The 16680-nt window shown below is 41.0% G+C and carries 15 protein-coding genes; 6 read left to right on the top strand and 9 right to left on the bottom strand.

Going from position 1 to position 16680, the window contains the following annotated elements; all coding sequences use genetic code 11:
* The 4 genes from ABD930_RS19505 to pgi form a co-directional block, all read right to left on the bottom strand.
* Positions 1–465 (bottom strand): SPOR domain-containing protein, encoded by a 465-nt coding sequence (locus tag ABD930_RS19505; RefSeq protein WP_345234461.1) that lies wholly within the window; start codon positions 463–465, stop codon positions 1–3.
* A 146-nt stretch (positions 466–611) separates the two neighbouring features.
* Positions 612–3911 (bottom strand): preprotein translocase subunit SecA, encoded by a 3300-nt coding sequence (gene secA, locus ABD930_RS19500; protein WP_345234459.1) that lies wholly within the window; start codon positions 3909–3911, stop codon positions 612–614.
* A gap of 443 nt (positions 3912–4354) precedes the next feature.
* Positions 4355–5614 (bottom strand): PQQ-dependent sugar dehydrogenase, encoded by a 1260-nt coding sequence (locus ABD930_RS19495; RefSeq protein ID WP_345234456.1) that lies wholly within the window; start codon positions 5612–5614, stop codon positions 4355–4357.
* Between the two features lie 81 nt (positions 5615–5695).
* Complete coding sequence (gene pgi, locus ABD930_RS19490; RefSeq protein ID WP_345234454.1) at positions 5696–7342, bottom strand: glucose-6-phosphate isomerase; 1647 nt, start codon at positions 7340–7342, stop codon at positions 5696–5698.
* Positions 7343–7493: 151 nt separating this feature from the next.
* Here pgi and ABD930_RS19485 point away from each other — a divergent pair, with 151 nt between their 5' ends.
* A complete protein-coding gene (locus tag ABD930_RS19485; RefSeq protein ID WP_345234452.1) occupies positions 7494–8213 on the top strand; it encodes a hypothetical protein in 720 nt (239 codons plus the stop codon).
* A 169-nt stretch (positions 8214–8382) separates the two neighbouring features.
* A protein-coding gene (gene prfB, locus ABD930_RS19480; protein WP_345234450.1) for a peptide chain release factor 2 occupies positions 8383–9469 on the top strand; the annotation gives its coding sequence in 2 pieces (ribosomal slippage) (positions 8383–8442 and positions 8444–9469; 1086 coding nt in all).
* On the opposite strand, the gene dcd is transcribed toward prfB, so the two are convergent.
* A complete protein-coding gene (gene dcd, locus ABD930_RS19475; RefSeq protein WP_345234448.1) occupies positions 9466–10002 on the bottom strand; it encodes a dCTP deaminase in 537 nt (178 codons plus the stop codon). The genes prfB and dcd overlap by 4 nt on opposite strands.
* A 227-nt stretch (positions 10003–10229) precedes the next feature.
* Here dcd and ABD930_RS19470 point away from each other — a divergent pair, with 227 nt between their 5' ends.
* Both ABD930_RS19470 and lipB read left to right on the top strand, forming a co-directional pair.
* Complete coding sequence (locus ABD930_RS19470; RefSeq protein WP_345234446.1) at positions 10230–10871, top strand: 4'-phosphopantetheinyl transferase family protein; 642 nt, start codon at positions 10230–10232, stop codon at positions 10869–10871.
* An 87-nt stretch (positions 10872–10958) separates the two neighbouring features.
* Positions 10959–11654 (top strand): lipoyl(octanoyl) transferase LipB, encoded by a 696-nt coding sequence (lipB, locus tag ABD930_RS19465; protein ID WP_345234444.1) that lies wholly within the window; start codon positions 10959–10961, stop codon positions 11652–11654.
* A gap of 45 nt (positions 11655–11699) precedes the next feature.
* Here the strand turns inward: lipB and ABD930_RS19460 are convergent, their stop codons facing one another.
* Positions 11700–13127: an L-serine ammonia-lyase gene (locus ABD930_RS19460; RefSeq protein WP_345234442.1), complete on the bottom strand. Its 1428-nt coding sequence runs from the start codon at positions 13125–13127 to the stop codon at positions 11700–11702.
* 562 nt (positions 13128–13689) lie between these two features.
* Between ABD930_RS19460 and ABD930_RS19455 the strand changes: the two genes are divergently transcribed.
* Together ABD930_RS19455 and ABD930_RS19450 are read left to right on the top strand one after the other, a co-directional pair.
* Positions 13690–14193: a DUF5684 domain-containing protein gene (locus ABD930_RS19455; RefSeq protein WP_345234440.1), complete on the top strand. Its 504-nt coding sequence runs from the start codon at positions 13690–13692 to the stop codon at positions 14191–14193.
* Complete coding sequence (locus ABD930_RS19450; RefSeq protein ID WP_345234438.1) at positions 14165–14521, top strand: DUF2752 domain-containing protein; 357 nt, start codon at positions 14165–14167, stop codon at positions 14519–14521. The genes ABD930_RS19455 and ABD930_RS19450 overlap by 29 nt, the downstream gene beginning before the upstream one ends.
* 69 nt (positions 14522–14590) lie before the next feature.
* Here ABD930_RS19450 and ABD930_RS19445 read toward each other — a convergent pair whose 3' ends face one another.
* From ABD930_RS19445 to ABD930_RS19435, 3 genes are all read right to left on the bottom strand, one after another.
* On the bottom strand, positions 14591–15325 hold the full coding sequence (locus ABD930_RS19445) for an RDD family protein (protein ID WP_345234432.1): 735 nt from the start codon (positions 15323–15325) through the stop codon (positions 14591–14593).
* A 91-nt stretch (positions 15326–15416) separates the two neighbouring features.
* The gene (locus ABD930_RS19440) at positions 15417–15620 is read right to left on the bottom strand and encodes a MerR family transcriptional regulator (RefSeq protein ID WP_345234499.1); all 204 of its coding nucleotides are present in this window, start codon (positions 15618–15620) and stop codon (positions 15417–15419) included.
* Between the two features lie 22 nt (positions 15621–15642).
* A complete protein-coding gene (locus ABD930_RS19435; RefSeq protein ID WP_345234430.1) occupies positions 15643–16575 on the bottom strand; it encodes an SRPBCC family protein in 933 nt (310 codons plus the stop codon).
* Between the last annotated feature and the right edge of the window lie 105 nt (positions 16576–16680).

The following is a 16680-nucleotide window of genomic DNA, read 5'->3' as shown; positions in this document are numbered from 1 at the left end:
TTAATATTCTATGGTAATGGTTTCCGTAAAGATAAAGACGGCATTGAAATCGCGCTTCAACTGATTTGCCAAAGCCTGCGCTTCACTCCTACTGGTAAAGTCGCCTACCTTTACCCGGTAATTGGGTTGCTCATACCCGACATACGTATTTAAATCCTTATAAATCTGTTTAAACCTAGCTTGCGCGCTATATGCATCTGTCCGGTTTGAGCCAGAATAAATCTGCACCCGATAGCCTCTCGCGGTGACCTTTTTTCCCGTTTTCAAGGGCACGCCAGGCTTAGTCACCTCACCTGTATTGCTTAAATTATTTCCCAATAACATCCGCTCTTTCTGAAGTCGTTCAATGAGCGGACTTTTATGTTCTTCTACTACGCCATATTGCTGAGCTGCTACACGACCTATAAAAGAAACGAATATCAAACCATTCAGTAATAAAAAACGTCCAAAAAACTTGTTTACCATTTTTTTAGTTTTAACGCTGTACGTTTTAAGCTATATGCGCTACGTTTCCTCAGCATTATGTCGAGGATTATTATTTCCCTCCGTCCTGTCAGAGCAAACGAAAAAGTGCCTTCCCTATGCTGACAACTCACAACGCATAACTAAACTTAAACTTGTCCTATACCGTGACAGTTTTTATATTTCTTTCCACTTCCACACGGACAAGGATCATTCCTTCCAATTTTATTGTCGTTACGGATGGGCTGTGTTTTCTGTATTTCACGAGTGTCTTCCATCGGCATTCCGCCTCCTGCCGTTGCCGAAGCTAATTCCGGTTTCGACACCTGTACTTTCTGTTGCACTGGCCTACGCGCTTCTCTTACTTCTTGCGGTTGCTGTTGTGGTATTTCCCCTTTAAACAAGAAAGACACGATATCTTTATTCATAGTAGCCAGCATTTCCTTAAATAAATTATAGGCTTCCATTTTATAAATAATGATAGGGTCTTTTTGCTCGTAAACCGCATTCTGTACCGACTGTTTCAGATCATCCATTTCCCGTAGGTGTTCTTTCCAAGCTTCATCAATTAAGGAAAGTACGACCCCTCGCTCAAAAGCCTTAAATACTTCTTGTCCGTTACTTTCCACCGCTTTTTTCAGGTTAGCAGCTACCTGCAAGCCTCTTAATCCATCGGTAAAAGGCACAACAATATTCTCAATTTGTTCTCCACGGGTGGCAAATACATCTTTTAATACCGGCAACGTTTGGTTGGCTACTTGGTCGGCCTTCCGTTGATAAAAATCGATGACGTGGGCAAATAAAGAATCGGTTAAGGATTCAATATTCCCATTAGCAAAAGCATCAGGAGTTAATTCCGGATCTACGGAAAATATTCGAATAAATTCTAACTGAAAATCTTCGTACGTTCCTGCTTCTTTATACTCCGCAACAACATCCTCTACTACATCATAGATGGTATTATTTAAATCGACATCCAAGCGTTCGCCGAAAAGCGCATTCTTACGCTTCGCATAAATAACCGTACGCTGAGAGTTCATGACATCATCATACTCCAACAGACGTTTACGAATGCCAAAGTTATTTTCTTCCACTTTTTTCTGTGCACGCTCGATGGATTTCGTAATCATGGAGTGCTGGATCACTTCTCCTTCCTCGATACCCATACGTACCATAATGTTGGAAATCCTTTCAGACCCAAAAAGGCGCATCAAATTATCTTCTAGGGAAACGAAGAATTGAGAAGAACCGGGGTCTCCTTGACGGCCTGCACGACCGCGCAGCTGACGATCTACTCGACGCGATTCATGGCGTTCGGTGCCCACAATAGCTAAACCACCTGCCTCTTTTACGCCTGATCCGAGCTTGATATCGGTACCCCGACCAGCCATATTTGTGGCAATGGTAACGGTACCAGCCTGCCCTGCTTCTGCCACAATGTCGGCCTCTCGCTGGTGTAATTTGGCGTTCAATACATTATGTTTGATTCCGCGGAGTTTTAACATCCGACTTAAGAGTTCGGAAATTTCGACCGAAGTTGTTCCTACCAGTACCGGTCTGCCAGCTTCTGTTAATCGCTGAATCTCCTCCGCCACAGCATTATATTTTTCCCGTGCGGTACGGTATACCAAATCTTGACGGTCATCTCGTTGAATCGGAATATTAGTTGGGATTTCGACAACATCCAGCTTATAGATTTGCCATAATTCACCCGCTTCTGTAACTGCCGTACCGGTCATCCCCGCCAATTTATGGTACATCCGGAAATAATTCTGTAAGGTAATCGTAGCATACGTTTGAGTAGCATCTTCTACCTTTACATTTTCCTTAGCCTCGATAGCTTGATGCAATCCATCCGAATAGCGGCGGCCTTCCATAATACGGCCTGTTTGCTCATCAACAATTTTTACTTTACCCTCATCGATGATATATTCTACATCTTTTTCAAATAAAGTATAGGCCTTCAACAACTGGTTTACCGAGTGAATCCGTTCAGATTTAATCGAAAAGTCACGCATCAATTCATCCTTCTTACGGGCTTTCTCTTCTGCGTTACTAGCTGATTTTTCAATTTCTGCAATTTCGGAACCCACATCCGGCATCACAAAGAAATGTGGATCTTCGCCTGAAGCGGTAATTAATTCAATCCCTTTTTCTGTTAGCTCAACCTGATTATTTTTTTCATCAATAACGAAGAACAATTCGGCATCAACTTTCGGCATGTTCTTGCTTTGTTCCTGTAGGTAATAGTTCTCCGTTTTGGTTAATACCTGGCGGTTACTTCCTTCACTCAAGAACTTAATTAAGGCCTTATTTTTAGGCAAGCCACGATGTGCACGTAACAAGGCCATTCCAGCTCCTTCAACATCGGTATCTCCGGCACTAATGCCCTTCTTCGCTTCATTGAGCACACCATTAATATACGCCTTTTGTGCATTTACTAAACGTTCAATACGTGGTCTTAACTCATAAAATTCATGTTCATCACCACGTGGTATTGGTCCGGAAATAATTAATGGTGTACGTGCATCATCAATCAATACCGAATCGACTTCATCCACCATAGCAAAATGCAATTTACGCTGCACCAACCCTTCTGGGGATTGCGCCATGTTATCGCGTAGATAGTCAAACCCAAATTCGTTATTGGTGCCAAATACAATATCCGCAGCATAGGCATTCCGCCGAGCAGCAGAATTCGGCTGATGTTTATCAATACAATCCACCCGCAGTCCATGGAATTCAAATAAAGGACCATTCCACTCCGAGTCACGACGGGCCAAGTAATCATTTACGGTTACAATGTGTACTCCCTGTCCGGATAAGGCATTTAAATAAGCAGGTAACGTTCCAACAAGAGTTTTACCTTCACCGGTTGCCATTTCGGCAATCTTACCTTCATGTAAAACAATCCCCCCGATCAACTGTACATCGTAGTGCACCATGTTCCAGGTAACTTCATTACCGGCAGCTATCCAGGTATTATGCCAAATAGCCTGATCACCTTTAATTTCAACATGAGGACGCGTCGCGGCCATATCGCGATCGAAATCATTAGCCGTTACCTCCAAAGTAGGGTTTTCCTTAAATCGACGGGCTGTTTCTTTTACCACGGCGAAAGCTTCCGGTAGGATTTCCAGTAATACTTCTTCCAGCTTTTTATCGCGATCTTTGATGAGTTTATCCACTTTGTCATAAATAGCGTTTTTTTCTGCCATTTCGACCTTTGGTTGCTCCGCTTCTGCCTTCAGATTGTTAATTTCTTCGTCAATATCAGCTAAATAATCGGCAATACGTTGCTTAAACTCCGCAGTTTTCGCCCGAAGCTCATCATTACTCAACGCCTCCAATTTAGCAAACTCCTCCTTGATTTTTTCTACTAAGGGACGAATATGTTTTATATCGCGGTCAGATTTACTGCCAAAAATTTTGCTTAAGAATCCTAACATGTTTAATTTAATCTAATAATATACGCCATTTGTTTTCAACAAATGCGCCAAACTTAGATAAATTTGTATTTATATGCAAAAAACTGAATTAGGTGCATATAAACACTAATTTATCATTTTCTCTTCTGCCATTTAGAACGTATTCTTTATAGCGGAAATAATAGCAATCCGTCATAATGACATCAATACTAAATTCAAAGTTAGTGATTTTTCTATTAGTACTGAGTATTTAGTACCGAAGTATTTGGATCAGATTAATACCAAAGTGGAAAACATTAAAGCTTAAGGGAAAAAGCTTCTTATAAAGTTATAAGTTTTAGTTGTATGTTCTACCTTGCGTGTTACCAGTTGTGCGTTACGAGTGTCAATAAAACCTTACACCTTGTACCTTAAACCCTTTACCTCTTATAACGTATGACTTAGTACTTATAAAGCTAAACAAACTAATTCGGCACCACCGCCCATATTGTATTTCCTACATCATCGGCAACAAGCATATATCCTTGCTTAGTAAAGGCAACACCGACAGGTCTGCCGTAAACTTCTCCTTTAGCCTCATCAGCGATAAAACCGGTTAGAAAATCACTATATGCGCCCGTGGGCGCTCCTTTCTCAAAGGGAACATATAACACCTTATATCCGACCAACTTCGATCGGTTCCACGAACCGTGTTGCCCCACATAGGCTCCTGCTTTAAATCCATTGCTCGTACTAAAAGCCAATCCGAGAGAAGCAGTATGTGCACCTAAGGCAAAATCTGGAATAATAGATTCGGCCACCAGGTCCTCCCGTCTACCATTTAACCTTGGATCCGGGTTTTTACCCCAATATGCGTAAGGCCATCCATAAAATCCATTTTCTTCCACACTGGTAATATAATCGGGCACTAATTGATCTCCTAGTTCATCCCGTTCATTAACGGCTACCCATAACTTTCCGGTAGTTGGTTCCCAAGCCATGCCTACCGGATTGCGCAATCCAGCTGCAAACACCCGCTCGCTACTACCGTCGAGATTTATTTCCAAAATATTGGCTCGTCGGCGTTCATTTTCCATGCCATGCTCGCCAACGTTGCTTCCAGAACCTACTGTAACATAGATTTTGGTGCTGTCTGCATTTAACAATAAATTTCTTGTCCAATGATTGTTATAGCCACCAGCAGGCAGGGAGAGGATTTTTTCCCCTTTTGTCATGATCTTAACTTCACCAAGGTGATAGCGGTAGCGCCAAATGCCATCCGTATTCGCTACATAGAAGACGCTATCTAGAGCCAACATGCCAAAGGGGCGATTCAGATTTTCTAAAAAAACACTTTTATTTTCAGCAATACCATCGCCGTTCGTATCGCGAAATAAATTAATTCGGTTTGCGCTCGCTCCCTGGGTCTGTGATTCGGCAACAAAAATATCGCCATTGGAAGCCACATAAATCCACCGTGGATTCTGTAATCCCCATGCAAATTTTTCAACATGATATCCGGCAGGAGCTATTGGTTTGCGCTCCGTAGGCCAGCCAATAACCTTTGAAGTATTGGAAGCAGATGCAGTTGCCAAAGGTTGTGCTAAGGTGATGTTTGTGCCGTATTCTCCAACAGAATCAGTAGGTGTTGTCACCTGCTCTTCCTGTCCTTGCGTCTCTCCCTTACAAGCGAGCATACCGTACAGGACGCCTATACATAACCAGAGTAATGAAGTTCTATTCATACACGCCTTAATTAAACTCCTGATTGATTAGAACAATAAAACCTGCAAATGGTTTCGAGCATTCACCTTACTAATGAGTGATTATCGCCAAACTTTATATTGATTAATCAAGCCATTCGTCGACGAATCATGTGTCTGTATTTCTTGATCATTTTTTAGTTCGGGTAGAATTTTTCCAGCCAACTGTTTACCTAATTCCACTCCCCATTGGTCAAAGCTGAATATATTCCAGATAATCCCCTGGGTAAAGATTTTATGTTCGTAAAAGGCAATCAAGGTACCCAGACTACGCGGTGTGATTTTCTTTAGGAGGAAAGAATTACTTGGTCGGTTTCCTTCAAATACTTTAAACGGTGTAAGGAAGGCAATTTGCTCAGTATCTTGCCCCGCTTTTATGAACTCCATTTCTACTTCATCCTCCGATTTACCATTCATCAGCGCCTCTGTTTGTGCGAAGAAATTGGAAAGCAACAAGGTATGGTGTTCACCTATTGGATTATGTGTTTGTGCAGGAGCTATAAAATCACAGGGGATCATCTTAGTTCCCTGATGGATAAGCTGATAAAAGGCATGCTGTCCGTTAGTACCGGGTTCACCCCAAATAATGGGACCCGTTTGGTATTCCACCGGATGGCCATTTCGATCCACATATTTTCCATTACTCTCCATATCGCCCTGCTGGAAATACGCCGCAAAGCGATGCAAGTATTGGTCATAGGGCAAAATAGCATGACTTTCGGCATCAAAAAAATTATTGTACCAAATGCCCAAAACAGCCATAATTACCGGTATATTTTCTTCAAAAGGGGTATCTTTAAAATGTTTGTCTGCGGCATGTGCCCCGGCTAATAACTCACTAAAATGATCAAAGCCGATACTCAATACAATGGAGAGTCCGATAGCACTCCATAAAGAATAACGACCACCTACCCAATCCCAAAACGCAAACATATTTTGCGTATCGATACCAAATGCCTCGACTGCTTTAGTATTGGTACTTAACGCCACAAAATGTTTAGCAATATCAGCTTCTCTTCCACCTTGCTCCAAAAACCAATCGCGCGCGCTATGGGCATTTGCCATAGTTTCCTGTGTAGTGAAGGTTTTCGATGCAATTAAAAATAAGGTAGTATCGGCCTTTAGCTCCCGTAATGTTTCAACCAGATGAGTTCCATCAACATTGGAAACAAAGTGCACGTTTAAACGAGTTTTGTATGGCTTCAGGGCTTCTGTAACCATAACGGGGCCTAAATCTGACCCACCTATCCCAATATTTACCACATCCGTAATCTCCTTGCCATTATAACCTTTCCACGCACCAGAAATTACCGCTTCACTAAATGTTTTCATATGCTCTAATACGGCATTCACTTCGGGCATCACATCTTTTCCATCGACCAGCACTGGCGTTCCGCTGACATTCCGTAAAGCAGTGTGCAATACCGCGCGGCCCTCCGTTTGATTAATCGGTTCACCATTAAACATCGCGGCAATCGCTTGATCAAGCTGGCATTCCCTCGCCAATTGGATCAGCAAAGCGATCGTTTGCTCATCAATTCTGTTTTTTGAATAATCCAATAGGATATCTTCAAATAAAATGGAAAACTTCTCGAATCTATGCGGATCATAGGCAAACAAATCCCGCAAATGCTTCGGAGCAATATTAATATAATGGTTACTTAGATAGTTGTAGGCATCTGTATTCGTAAAATCGACGTTAGGTAGCATAGCATTAAAATTTTCACGAAACTACAATTTTCCTATAACCTATTTTAACATTTTTTCACTTTATTAAATGTTAAAAATTCAATACCTTTATCGAGCAAAAACCTAGAGGACCAATTAAACTTGGTTAAAATTAAAAAAGGGACGAGTCAGGATGACTGATGTTAATTATGAAAATATTGAACGCTACCTGTCTGGCAATATGACAGCGAAGGAGCGGGATAACTTTGAGGCCGAGCTCGATGAAAACGAGGAATTGGCCCAGGAGCTTCATTTTTATAAATACGTCAATCAAAGCATCTTTGAATGTCTTTACCAACGAACAACAGACGCAATAGGCACTCCTTATCCGCACGCACTTAAAACAAAAAAACAGCTAAAGATGAACGCCTTAAAATGGATTTCCCTTATTGCAGTGGCACTCCTATTCGGTGGCGTATGGTTATGGTCTCCCTGGCAATCCGACAAATTCAGTGACATCCATACCATAAAGATGGATACTAAAAATACAGAAGGGATTCCTGTAGATGGGAAATATGCCGATATCATCGAACGTTTTAATGAAGGTAAATATGAGGAAGCCTTACCTTTACTCAATAGCGCACTTACCGAACAGCCTGACGATCTATATATTCGATATTATCGTGGACTTACCTTTCTAAATCTTCATTATTTAGGCTCTGCTAGAAGAGACTTGCTTAAAATTTATACAGAAAACGATCCTAAAATGTATCAGGCGGCTTATTTCATTGCTGTAAGCTATACGGAAGAAGAAGAGGATTATAAAGCGGATGCATTAAAATGGCTCCAGAAAATACCCAAAGAATCTACGCTATATAACAAAGCCCAAGCCTTGGAAGCAAGTCTGAAGTAAGTTATATGGCATAAGGTTGTAAGTAATACGTTATAAGAAACAAAGGGTAAGGTCTGAGGTGTAAGGTTGTCTCACAACATACAACTCGCAACTAATAACGAACAACTCACAACTCACAACTGGCAACTCGCAACTCGCAACTCGCAACTAAATTACTATCTTTGCCCCTATGACCAAAGAAAACATTCAGGAATTAAGGGATAGAACAGCTTCCCTGAGGAGGCATCTTTGACATTGATGCTAAACAAAAAGAAATAAACCAAGAACAAGAAATAACCTTACAAGCTAATTTTTGGGATCATCCAAAAGAAGCAGAAAAGGTATTACAAGCTATTAAAAGTAAAAAAATCTGGACCGACAGCTTTAAGGCATTACAACAGACGGTAGATGATGCTGCCGTTATGTTCGAATTTTATCAGAGTGGTGATGCCAGTGAAGCCGAAGCTGAAGAACTTTATGGAGAGGCATTGAAGCAGGTGGAAGAACTGGAATTCAAAAATATGCTCAGTGCAGAAGAAGACCAGCTTACGGCTATCCTACAAATCACTGCCGGTGCTGGCGGAACGGAAAGTTGCGATTGGGCGGCCATGCTGATGCGGATGTATATCATGTGGGGTGAACAGAATGGCTACAAAGTGACCGAACAAGACTTTCTGGAAGGGGATGTTGCAGGCGTAAAATCAGTAACGCTTCAATTTGAGGGCAGCTTTGCTTACGGTTATTTAAAAGGAGAAAATGGCGTTCACCGCTTGGTTCGTATCTCTCCGTTTGATTCCAATGCCAAAAGGCATACCTCTTTTGCATCCGTGTACGTTTATCCACTGGTAGACGACACTATCGAAATTGACGTGAAGGATGCTGATATCGAATGGGATACCTTCCGATCTGGTGGTGCAGGTGGACAGAACGTCAACAAAGTAGAAACAGCGGTACGCTTACATCATAAACCTTCGGGCATTGTAATCAAAAATCAAGAATCCCGTTCGCAATTGCAAAATAAGGAAAATGCTCTACGCCTATTAAAATCGCAGTTATACGAAATTGAGTTACGTAAACGCATGGAAACTACTGCGGCAATTGAAGGAAGTAAGAAGAAAATCGAATGGGGCTCACAGATACGCAACTATGTACTTCATCCCTACAAATTAGTGAAAGATTTACGGACAAGCTATGAGACCTCCAACACACAAGCGGTATTGGATGGAGAAATCGACGAATTTCTAAAAGCTTACCTGATGGAGTTCGGGGGCAACTAAAACTCATTTTTCCACATCATAGATTCTACGGGCTTGGTTGTTTTGCGGTTATATTTTGCATTACCTTTCGTGTGGTACATGGTTTGGACATCCCCTTCAACAACAAAATAAATCAATTGTCCGATAGGCATACCCGCATAAACACGAACCGGCTGTGCAACCGATATTTCTAGAGTCCACGTATTACAAAAACCAACATCGCCTTTACCTGCTGTGGCATGGATATCAATACCTAGGCGGCCAGTGCTACTTTTCCCTTCCAGAAAAGGAACATGCTTATGCGTTTCGGTATACTCTAAGGTTACACCTAAATATAAGGTATTGGGTTCTAACATAAAACCCGACTTTGGAATCTCAAAATGTATAATTTCATTATGGATTTTAGCGTCCAATACCCGGTCTTTATAGGTAGCCAAATATTTACCCAGATGTACATCATAAGAATTGGTGCCCAAGCACTCTCTCCTAAATGGCTCAATAATAATCGTTCCTTTTTCAATTTCCGCTAATATCCTTTTATCTGAAAGTATCATAATGGTAGTATGAGGGTACAAACTTAAGGAATAGAATGACTTAAGCAAAGTAAAAAAGCAAAAGTAAATAGCTCCCGGCTTCAAGTAGCAGTGGCAGCAGCAAGCAGCACTTTTTGTTTTGTTTACTATATAAACTGCAAAACTCGTGCAACTCATAACTTTTGACAGAAGTCTTGATACTTATGTCTTGATACTTGATACTAACATCAAAATTATTACCTTTAAGCATGGCATTAGTATACCAAAAAGAGCTCAATCCACAAACGAGTTTTGCAATCTGGAAAATTGAAGAAACTGCTGAAGAGCTATTAGGAAAACTACAACTGAGTAGAAGCGAGAAAGCCTTCGTTGAACGATTGAATAAAGGTAAGCGTACCTTAAATTGGCTAGGTACGCGCGTTTTACTCCGTACCATGTTAGATACGCCGGGTTATATCGATTGCCCATCAGACGAAAATGGAAAACCTTATCTCGTCAATTTTCCTCATCATATATCCTTAAGCCATTCTTTCGATTATGCTGCTTGCATGTTGAGCACGCAACATGAAGTTGGTATTGATATGGAATTGATAAAGCCCAAAATAGAGGTCATCGCTCATAAATTCATGCAAACAGGCGAACTCGCACAGCTTCACGACAGCCATTACCGCGAACAGCTTTATGTATGTTGGTGCGCCAAAGAGGCTGTTTATAAGTTACAGGGAAAGAAAGGAGTATCGTTCAAAGACCACATATGGATACAACCCTTTACGTATAATCCACTTGGCGGGCATACTACCGTTCAGCTAAATGGGCCTTATCAGCAGGCCGTTTATCGGGTATATTATGAGCGCTTCGGCGAATTTATGCTAGGATATGTGATCGGGTAAAATATCGCCGTTAATAGTTTGTTGGCAGCTATTCGTAAATGCTTGTTCATTTTCATAAATTTGTAAGATATTCCTTCAAGGAGCACAATGAACAAAAAAGTATTTTTTCAAGACTGGGGCAAGGTAGATTATCAGGAAGCATGGGACAGACAGGAAGCCATTTTTGCGCAGGTCGTACAACAGAAAACCCATAACCGCATTCATAACGCCACTTTACCTACAGATAACTATCTCATTTTCGTGGAGCATCCGCATGTTTATACCTTAGGCAAAAGCGGCAAACCCGAACATCTGTTATTGGATGATGAAGGCTTAAAGGAAAAAGACGCCGTTTACTATAAAATAAATCGGGGCGGTGATATTACCTACCATGGTCCGGGGCAATTGGTTGGTTATCCGATTCTCGATCTGGATAATTTTTTTACGGATATCCATTTATACATGCGCACCATCGAAGAAGCGATTATCCGTACATTGGCCGACTATGGTATTACCGCGGGGCGCTATCCCGGTTATACCGGAGTTTGGTTAGATGCAGACAACGATCGGGCCCGTAAAATATGCGCCATTGGCGTACGAGCAAGCCGTTGGGTGACCATGCATGGCTTTGCGTTTAATGTTAATACGGATTTAAATTATTTTAACCATATAGTACCATGTGGCATCGAGGATAAAGATGTAACTTCCTTACAACGTGAATTAGGATATGAAGTATCCCTGTATGAAGTAAAGGAAAGATTGAAAAAGCATTTTACCAATCTGTTCAGCATGGAGCTCCACTAATCTACCTAGATGGTTCCGCAATATACACTAGAAAAAAGTGATCGGTTAACATTCTGGCAAACTCAACGGAATATTCGTAGCCAAGCCCCCATCAGAAGTTTCTTTATATTTAACATTCATATCTAAAGCCGTTTCCCACATCGTATGTACCACGGCATCCAAACTCACTTTAGCCTTATCCGGATTGGATTGCAGTGCTAACTGGGAAGCCGTAATCGCTTTGATGGCCCCCATCGTGTTCCGTTCAATACAGGGTACCTGCACCAAACCGCCGATAGGATCGCAGGTCAACCCCAAATGGTGTTCCATAGCAATTTCCGCTGCCATCAAAACCTGTCGCTGCGAGCCTCCTAAACATTCGGTCAGCGCTGCAGCCGCCATCGCCGATGAAACGCCAATCTCTGCCTGACATCCTCCCATGGCTGCGGATATGGTGGACCCTTTTTTGAAAATACTGCCAATTTCAGAAGCAGTGGCTATAAATTGTAAAATATTGGCCTGATGATACCCATTACAAAAAATCAGGTAGTATTGTAATACCGCCGGGATAACGCCCGCCGCACCATTGGTTGGCGCCGTAACTACCCGGCCAAAAGATGCGTTTTCTTCATTCACTGCTAATGCAAAACAACTGACCCAATCCAAGGTATAACGGAAAGAGCTTCCACCCTTACGGATCGCCTCCATCCACGTTTCATAATCAGTATACGCTTGTCCGTTGAGCAACCTTTTATTCAGATTGGCCGCTCTACGTTCTACATGTAAACCTCCTGGCAAGACACCCGTTGTATGGCAACCTCGATAAATGCAATCCCGAATGGTATAAAATAATTTCAGCACCCCGCTGTCCGTTTCCTCTTCACTACGCCAGGCATGTTCATTTTCCATCACCACTTCCGAGACTTTTAATCCGGTACGCATACACCACATCAACAAATCTTTGGCGGTTTGAACAGGAAAAGGGAGATCTACCTCCTCCCGATCTAAGCTATCTTGATGTTCTTGTACCACAAACCCTCCTCCTACGGAGTAATACGTCTCAGAATGCGCCGTACCATCGTGAAAAAACGCTTGAAAAGTAACCGCATTGGGGTGAAAAGGTAAACTTTCGGTATACAAAAAAAGTAGGTCATCGGCGTAGTCGAATGTAATGGTATGTTTTCCCTGCAATATAAGTTGATGACTTGCTTTGATAGCCTCTACCTTGGATTGGATTTGGTTTACATCAAACGTTACGGGATCATCACCACTTAAACCCAATAAAATAGCCACATCCGTACCATGGCCTTTACCCGTTTTAGCAAGTGAACCGTAAAGCAAAATCTTCACCACCTCTGTATCTGCCAATCGCCCCTCTTCTTCTAATTTCCATACAAATTTTTGGGCTGCACGCCAAGGCCCCAAGGTATGTGAACTTGATGGCCCCACGCCGATTTTGAAAATATCAAAAATTGAAATTTGCTCCTTTTTCATATCAATACGACACGAAGTTAAGCTATATTCTGCTCATTTCATTCGAAAATATAGTTGTTTTTTTGCCGCAGAGATACGAACAGGATAGTGACTACTGCCCCACATAGGCACATCACGTTCCTTACAGGCCAAGACACTTCAGGAAGCTTCTTAAAACTTCTTCGAGATTATTCATTAAAATTTGCATCATGATAACGATAACACTTGTTATCAGCGCAATCTTAAAAGTGTCTGTTGACGGAATAGACGTTGTTTGCTTCATAATAACTGGTAGTTTTTATTATAGATGAGGACAATCTTGTTAAAGATAGAGAGAAAACTTGTTTTTTCCTAATTTGTTGCCCGCACACAATTAAGGTAGAGGTGATGGAAACTATTACTATTTTCCTAAAAAAATTTCTCTCGCGCTACATTTTTTAGGTTTTATGCAAAGCTTGTTTTATATTTGACTAGGTTATCTAACCAAAATTAATTTTCTGTTAATTTTTACGCTTAGCAGAATGGGCCGATTAGAACACTTAATTAACAATAAACAAGGTTGATCACTTAAATTAAAATTCTTATGGACAATTATGATTACAGCGAGTCTGTGGGCTCAGGATTTCTGGCTGGAGTGGGCATAGTGGGCGGTATTATTTATTTAGCAGTTATTGTACTAATGATTGCTGGTTTATGGAAGATGTTTGAAAAAGCCGGAAAACCAGGGTGGGCAGCTATTATTCCTATTTACAACATTATTATTATGTTAGAAATCGTAGGAAAACCTTTATGGTGGATCATTGGTTTTTTAATTCCTTGTATCAATATCGTGGTTGTTGTATGGGTCACTAATCTATTGATGAAAAGTTTCGGAAAGGATACGGTCTATACTATTCTAGCGTTACTTTTCCCATTCATTATCTATCCAATGATTGGCTTTGGAAGCGACCGTTATATTGGTCCAACAGCCGCAGAAGCACAAGGGCAAAATTCGTTTAATCAATTTAAGCAATACAAAAATCCGTTCGACAACAATAACAACAATAGCAATACGCCTAATGACACGCCTACGGATCCGACCGTATAAAGTTGTTTCGAGCATCAGTTTTTTATGGGTAAGTAGCCAGGATATCTATCACTGGCTACAACACCATCTTTTACCTTGTCCTTTTAAGTATATTACCGGAATAGACTGTCCGGGTTGCGGTTTTCAACGAGCCCTATTACTGCTTTTCCAAGGCCAATGGGAAGCGAGTATCCGACAATATCCTCCAACCATACCGCTCCTTTTCTTAGGTGCCTTCTTTCTGCTCAAACGATACGTTACATTTGATCACAGCGAAAAAATTGCGACTATCCTTTCCTGCTTAGTAGGTGGTATTATTATTGCAGCTTACGTGCAGAAAATGTGGTAATATGAGATCGTTATAAGTAGTTTGACGTTATAAGAGGTAGAAGGTGTAGGGTTGGATACCGATACCAAACTAACCGCTAGCCATAACATGGTTATAATCTTTAATAACCTGTTGTAAAAACGCTAATTCGTCCATACCGTTAGGAATACGCACCTGCATTACATCCGCAGCCTTCATCGCCATTTTGTACACCAGCAGGTTATTTCCAGATTTATTAAAGTTAACAATTACCTCATGAATAAGCGTAATATCCTGATCACTCAGATGAATCACTTCTGGAATAATGGGCGTATAGGAATCTCCTTCGATTGGTGGCCGAAATACAACAGCCTCCAAGGCCGTACGGGGAACGGTTCTAATCAAGGTTGTACCCGCCACGATATCTCCTATCCGTTGCTTGTTGGGAGTAACGGCGACACAGATTAACCCTCCGACTTGCGCAGTCAACACAAAATCAACCAAACGGAATAACCAGCGTAAAAAATACTGTCCTAAACTAGGTTGGTAACCATCCAAACTGATTACCTTAATTTTTAACAAACGCTTACCGATACTCTGTCCATTGAACAGTGTTTCGCATAACAAATCATAGAAGACAAACAGTAAACCATATACGACCAACAAGACTACCATTGTTGTATTGCTAAAAATCTGACCTAAAGAAACAACGATAAGTACCGCTAATAGGTAGATACAAAAGAACAGTAAATAATCTATAATGCGGGCGGCAATGCGCTCGCCCAATCCGGCAACATCATAATCAATACTGATATTCTGGGAGGTAATTACGCTGACTTGGTTCATTGCTGCTAAAATAGCTGATAATCGGGAAATATAAAAATATACTATTCGTCAATAAAGAAAAATAAAACAAGTTTTTCTATTTGTATTGGGATTATTTTTTTAGCTTGTTAAGCGTTTCCTCAATCATTTCCATACGCTTTTTCACTTTCTCTGCAGATGCATCTAACGTATACCCCTCATCCAAAAGTTCTTTGATTAGCAACATTTTCTTGATATTTTTGCAATCATACCGCCTATTTTTACCTTCTTCTTCGGTTAAACTGGTGATGATTCCTTTGTCTTCCCAATAACGGATTTGTCGTGCCCTTCACCATGATCTATTTTTCAGGTAAGCCCCATTGCGCTATGAGTTCAGCACTGAGTCCTCCTTCTTTTGCATTAGGTTGTCCCTTTCCTGTCGTGATTAAATTTTTTAAGCTGCCCTGAATATAGCTGGTCCAAGCATCCCTGCAAACGTCAAAACATTCATATTCCTCTACAAGGCCATGATGGGTGAAAGTCAGTTGGGTTTTATCGCCTACTTTTGCTATTTTAAAAACAATTTTGGTTCCTTTCCACTCTGTTATGTCTTTTACAAAATTGAAATAGTTATCCTTCACAAACCATACGACCTTCTGTTCAGGAATGAGTTCAACAATCTCCATTTTGACTAAATGAACATCCTTGTAGTGATAAAAAAATACAGCATGAAGCTCGTTCGTCTTCCCTTCAATTTCTTCAGACCACCACCCACGAACATTGTTTACAGCGTCATAGACTTCCTTTGGTGTTTGATCGACGACAAAAGAGGTCATATATGAATCTTCATCTTTTGAAATGTCTTTCCCTTTTCCCGTTTCTATCAAACTTTTCAGACTTGTCGTTATAAAATAGTCCCAGGAACTAGAGCAAACCGTGAAACATTCAAATTGCGGAACGAGTCCGGCATGCGTGAATGTTAATTGGGTCATGTCATCGGTGTTAATGATATCAAAAATGATTTGTGTACCATCCCATTCCCTTTCATACGAAGCGCCAAAAAAAGTGTTATAACTCTCTACTACATCCCAAACAACTTTTTTGGGTGAAAACTGGACGATTTTCATTTTGACGGTGAGGTATTGATCTCGGTAGATGAATTCACTATTCACCCTATCGGTGCTTCCTTCGATATTTTTTGACCACCAGCCGCGAACGTTGCCGATAGCAGCCAAGACTTCTTCTGGGGATTGTTTTACAAGCGTGGTAGTTACAAAACTTTGATCTTTCATGACTTAAATTTTAGTACTTATTAAATAAACACTACAAAAATATTGTTGAATTACCGCTTTAAACAGGTGTAAAATAGACTTTTAAAGGGGTTGATTTGGACATAG

Source organism: Olivibacter ginsenosidimutans, assembly GCF_039542865.1.
Classification (GTDB): Bacteria; Bacteroidota; Bacteroidia; order Sphingobacteriales; family Sphingobacteriaceae; genus Olivibacter; species Olivibacter ginsenosidimutans.
The sequence above is the reverse complement of the archived record's forward strand: the minus strand, read 5'-3'. Positions and strand labels throughout refer to the sequence as shown.

Bases quoted from the DNA above. Each gene is read 5' to 3' on its own strand.
- ABD930_RS19435 (WP_345234430.1), bottom strand. From the start codon at position 16,575: ATGAAAGATCAAAGTTTTGTAACTACCACGCTTGTAAAACAATCCCCA.
- ABD930_RS19450 (WP_345234438.1), top strand. From the start codon at position 14,165: ATGACACGCCTACGGATCCGACCGTATAAAGTTGTTTCGAGCATCAGT.
- ABD930_RS19445 (WP_345234432.1), bottom strand. From the start codon at position 15,325: ATGAACCAAGTCAGCGTAATTACCTCCCAGAATATCAGTATTGATTAT.
- ABD930_RS19485 (WP_345234452.1), top strand. From the start codon at position 7,494: ATGACTGATGTTAATTATGAAAATATTGAACGCTACCTGTCTGGCAAT.
- lipB (WP_345234444.1), top strand. From the start codon at position 10,959: ATGAACAAAAAAGTATTTTTTCAAGACTGGGGCAAGGTAGATTATCAG.
- secA (WP_345234459.1), bottom strand. From the start codon at position 3,911: ATGTTAGGATTCTTAAGCAAAATTTTTGGCAGTAAATCTGACCGCGAT.
- ABD930_RS19470 (WP_345234446.1), top strand. From the start codon at position 10,230: ATGGCATTAGTATACCAAAAAGAGCTCAATCCACAAACGAGTTTTGCA.
- ABD930_RS19495 (WP_345234456.1), bottom strand. From the start codon at position 5,614: ATGAATAGAACTTCATTACTCTGGTTATGTATAGGCGTCCTGTACGGT.
- pgi (WP_345234454.1), bottom strand. From the start codon at position 7,342: ATGCTACCTAACGTCGATTTTACGAATACAGATGCCTACAACTATCTA.
- ABD930_RS19455 (WP_345234440.1), top strand. From the start codon at position 13,690: ATGGACAATTATGATTACAGCGAGTCTGTGGGCTCAGGATTTCTGGCT.
- ABD930_RS19505 (WP_345234461.1), bottom strand. From the start codon at position 465: ATGGTAAACAAGTTTTTTGGACGTTTTTTATTACTGAATGGTTTGATA.
- dcd (WP_345234448.1), bottom strand. From the start codon at position 10,002: ATGATACTTTCAGATAAAAGGATATTAGCGGAAATTGAAAAAGGAACG.
- ABD930_RS19460 (WP_345234442.1), bottom strand. From the start codon at position 13,127: ATGAAAAAGGAGCAAATTTCAATTTTTGATATTTTCAAAATCGGCGTG.